The sequence below is a fragment of the Frankia sp. CoWAU3 genome (genome assembly GCF_977971855.1).
This window is the reverse complement of record NZ_CDWWXB010000111.1, coordinates 6,886-11,153: the sequence shown is the minus strand read 5'-3', so window position 1 is coordinate 11,153 and position 4,268 is coordinate 6,886. Positions and strand designations below refer to the sequence as shown.

The 4,268-nt window shown below is 70.1% G+C and carries 3 protein-coding genes and 1 pseudogene; all 4 read right to left on the bottom strand.

Annotated elements, in window-relative coordinates; genetic code table 11:
- Positions 1 to 15: 15 nt before the first annotated feature.
- A complete protein-coding gene (locus tag AC08ON_RS11365) occupies positions 16 to 1,008 on the bottom strand; it encodes a ParB/RepB/Spo0J family partition protein (protein ID WP_476607547.1) in 993 nt (330 codons plus the stop codon).
- On the bottom strand, positions 1,008 to 1,922 hold the full coding sequence (locus AC08ON_RS11360; RefSeq protein ID WP_476607546.1) for a ParA family protein: 915 nt from the start codon (positions 1,920 to 1,922) through the stop codon (positions 1,008 to 1,010). The genes AC08ON_RS11365 and AC08ON_RS11360 overlap by 1 nt, the downstream gene beginning before the upstream one ends.
- A 40-nt stretch (positions 1,923 to 1,962) precedes the next feature.
- Entirely contained in the window at positions 1,963 to 2,760 is a 798-nt protein-coding gene (gene rsmG / locus AC08ON_RS11355) for a 16S rRNA (guanine(527)-N(7))-methyltransferase RsmG (RefSeq protein WP_476607545.1), read from the bottom strand.
- A gap of 293 nt (positions 2,761 to 3,053) precedes the next feature.
- A pseudogene (locus AC08ON_RS11350) lies at positions 3,054 to 4,268 on the bottom strand (hypothetical protein); the annotation flags it as partial.

The window sequence follows — 4,268 nt, the reverse complement described above, 5'->3', positions numbered from 1 at the left end:
TCTAGGAAACTCCCGCTAGTCCAACAAGCCGTCGACCGAGGCCGACGGCGACATCACGGTGACGATCCGCTCCAGATCCTCGATCGAGGCGAACTCGACCGTGATCTTCCCTTTACTGCGGCCCATGTCCACCTTCACGCGGGTCTCGAAGCGATCCGAGAGGCGGTCGGCGAGCCTCGCCAGGGCCGGTGAGGCGGCCCCTGGCGCCCGCGACGCCCGCCTACGCGGGGCCTCGTCGTCCAGTGCCACGATCTCCTCGACAGCCCGCACCGAGAGACCTTCCGCGACGATGCGGGTGGCGAGCCGATCCTGGGCGTCCGGATCCTGCAGCGAGAGCAGCGCGCGGGCATGACCCGCCGACAGCACGCCGGCCGCCACCCGCCTTTGTACCGCGGGCGAGAGCCCGAGCAGCCGGATCATGTTGGTGACATGCGACCGGGACCGCCCGAGCCGACTGGCCAGTTCCTCGTGCGTCGCCCCGAAGTCGCGGAGCAGCTGTTCGTACGCCGCAGCCTCCTCCAGCGGGTTGAGCTGCTGGCGGTGGAGATTCTCCAGCAGCGCGTCGCGCAGCATGGCGTCGTCCGCGGTCTCCCGCACGATGGCGGGAATCCGGGGAAGCTCGGCGATCTTCGATGCACGCCACCGGCGTTCACCCATGACGAGCTCGTAGCGCTCGGGGGCCACCTCGCGTACCACGATCGGCTGGAGCAGCCCGACCTCGCGGAGGCTCGCCGCCAGCTCTTCGAGGGCGTCCTCATCGAAGTGAGTCCTGGGCTGGCGCGGGTTCGGGCTGACCGACCCGACGGGGATCTCGCGGAAGGTCGCCCCGTGTACGGGCAGCGGCCCGGTGCCGTCGCCGGAGCCGCGATTCGTCCCCCGGCCGCCGTAGCCACTGGCGTAGTCGGCGTAGTCAGCCGAGGCGGTGCCCGCCTGACCGTCGAGGGGAGGGGGAGCAACCGGGATGAGTGCCCCCAGCCCTCGCCCCAGACCACTGCGCCGAGCACTCATCACGCCGCTCCATTCGAGTCCCGACCCCGTTCCGCGAGTTCGCGCGCCGCGGCCAGATAGGACAGCGAGCCGCGCGACGTCGGATCGTACGTCAGCGCGGACTGCCCATAGCTCGGCGCCTCCGCCAGACGCACGTTCCGGGGGATGGTAGTGGACAGCACCCGGTCCCCGAAGTGTTCCTTGACCTCATGGACGACCTGGTCGGCCAGTCTGGTCCGGGAGTCATACATCGTGAGCAGGATGGTCGACAGACGCAGCTCCTGGTTCAGGTGCGCCTGCACCAGTTCCACGTTGCGCAGCAACATGCCGAGGCCCTCCAGCGCGTAGTACTCGCACTGGATCGGGATGAGCAGCTCACGGGCGGCCACGAGGGCATTGACGGTCAGCAGCCCGAGAGAGGGCGGGCAGTCGATGAAAACATAGTCGACGTCCCGTTGCATGCTCGCGATGGCCCGCCGCAGCCGATTCTCCCGCGCCACCAGCGACACCAGCTCGATCTCCGCGCCGGCAAGATCGATCGTTGCGGGCGCGCAGAACAGCCCCGACGCCTCGGCGGACTTCACGATGACCTCGTCGAGGGGTCGATCCCCCACCAGAACCTCGTAGATCGAGGGGACCCCGGAGTGATGGTTGACGCCGAGCGCCGTCGAGGCATTGCCCTGCGGGTCAAGATCGATCACCAGGACCCGGGAGCCATGAGATGCCAGCGCCGCCGCCAGGTTGACCGTCGTCGTCGTCTTCCCCACACCGCCCTTCTGGTTGGCGACCGAGATGATGCGCCGCCGGGTGGGGCGAGAGAATGGTTGTCGTCGTTCTACCGCCAGTGCTTCCACTGCTGCTGCCGCCGCCGCTCCGATCGGGGTCGAGGGATCGAGCAGGTCCAGTGCGGAGAGCGCGGAGTCATAGCCCCGCAAGCCCCCGCCCCTGGTCCCACCCTGGCCCGCCGACGCTGTTTCACGTGGAACGAGACTGTCCACGTGTCGGCTGGTCACGACCGACCTCCCGTGATCGGAGTGAATCCCGTGACGTCCGTCTGACCTGTCTGCCATCGTGCCGCTCACCGTCGCCGCGCCCTCCCCTGCCCTCGGCCCGGGTGCGCTGGGATGAACGTACGGCCCGGAGGACACGGGCGGGTTCCTCCACCCGCCCCTCCCCGCACCTCACGACATCCACGGGATGCCAACCCTGAGTTCCGAGACCGCTGCGCGCGTCCTGCAGTTCCTCCAGGATCCGTGAACCGCGCATCGCCAGCATGACACCACCTGGTCGTAGCATCGGAAAGAGGATTGCGCCCAGCCGCTCCAGGGGAGCGACCGCGCGGGCTACGGCTATCCCGAATCTACGACCGTCCGGGCCGATTCCGGCATCTGGCGCGCGGCCACGTACCACAGAAATCTGGTCCTCCAGACCTATGGTCGCCACAACCTCGTGCAGGAATCGGCACCGGCGTTCCATCGGCTCGAGCAGCACCACCCGCAGATCCGGGCGGGCGAGCGCCAGCGGGATACCCGGCAGCCCCGCGCCGCTGCCGACGTCCACGACATCGGCCTGCACCGGGACCACGTCGGCCAGGACCGCGCAGTTGAGTACGTGGCGGTCCCAGAGCCGCTCAGTCTCACGCGGACCGATCAGCCCACGTTCGACCCCGTCGGTCGCCAGCAGCTCGACGTAGCGCGCCGCGGATCCGGTCCGCGTGCCGAAAATCTCCACCGCGACGGGGGGCACCTCGGGGGCATCCGGGAGACCCGTCATGGCCGGATGCCCCGCCGTGCCGTGCGACCAGCCCGCGCCGGCCGGGCCGCCTGCGTCACCTCGACCGGCCACAGCATCGAGCCGAGCCGGGTTGGGACCGTGGGCATCGCCAGGTGACCGCCGGCAGCGGGTGGGTGGAAGACCGGATCCGTGGACCCGGCTGGACAGGACCAGAAGGCTGGGCAGGACGAGGAAGTCAGAAGAGCGCGCACCCGACAAGCATCCCCGCCGACCTCGGCATGCTCCCGCCGCCACCCCCGCGGTAGGCACGGTTCCGGCCCTGGGGACGGATCTCAGGTCGTCCGGTAGGACACCACGGTCCGCTGCGGCCGATCGAGTCGCGGGGCGGCGCCGGCGCAGCGATCGAAGACGGTCAGCGTTCCGGTGAGGGAGAACTGCCAGCCACGGCCGGCGCACCACCCCGCCCGGGGCAGCGCGGCCAGGTCGGGCGCGAGAGCCGGCCGCTCCGCGTCGAAGACGAAGACGAGCAGCCGGGTCGGCGGGACCCGGCGGTTCGCCAGCTCGCCGACCAGGGAGACACCCGCAGCGCCGAAGAAGATCGTGTCCTGCCGTGGTACCCGGGCCGGTACCCGCCCGGCGCCGGCACTGGGGAGAGCTGCCGGCTCACGCGCCGGGTCGTCACTCGCCTCCATCGCGTACAGCCAGCCAGGCCGGGCGAGGCGGCCCCCGACCATCACCAGGTCTCCCGGGCGGTGCAGCTGCCGGGCCGCGATGGCCGCGTCGACCATCCGATCGAGGCCACGAGTCCGGTGCCGATGATCCCAGAGCTGCCCGCTTCCCGACAGCGAGGTTCCCAGGAGGGGGACCCCAAGCAAGATGATCATTGCGAGGCCGGCCAACGGCAGCACGGCGGTCGGAGAAATCGTGTCCGCGCTGGCGCTCGACGTAGGCGAGACACCGGAAACATCCAATCGTGACCGCTCGGTGACGGTCCCTCCGGTAGGGAGGGTCGGGGTCGCGGCCATCGGTGCCGGTACGGCCGGCTGAGGCCCAGCGGCGGGGATACGAGGTCGCACCGCAGCCACGAACAGGGCCACCAGCCGCCGGGTTCCCACCACGATCACAACGACGATCAGTGGCACGACGAAGAGGTTGGTCCGGGTCGGCCCGAACGGCCAGTACCGCGCGGCGCTCGCTCCCAGCATCAGCACCTGGGCTCCGCCGAGCGCAGTGAGGAGCAGCCTGCCGTCCGGTCGTTGCGCCAGCACGAGGACGCCGGTCAGGCCGGCGATCGACACCGCCACGGCGAGCAGCACCGAGACAACCGGTCCCCCGGGCACCGTCGCATGGATGAGGCTCGGGTCGAACCGGTCGATGCCGGGCGGCATACCGGTGATGAAGGCTCGCATCTGATCGACGATGAAGCGTACGGCCTCGACCGGCCCACGACCGGCAATGAACTGGCGATCCCAGTAGTCGCCGCGACGCTGACTGGACTGGTGCCCGATGAAGAACACGGTATGCGCCACGCTGATGGCGACCGCGGG

Coding starts and splice junctions, on each gene's coding strand:
- AC08ON_RS11365 (WP_476607547.1), bottom strand. CDS start 1,008: ATGAGTGCTCGGCGCAGTGGTCTGGGGCGAGGGCTGGGGGCACTCATC.
- rsmG (WP_476607545.1), bottom strand. CDS start 2,760: ATGACGGGTCTCCCGGATGCCCCCGAGGTGCCCCCCGTCGCGGTGGAG.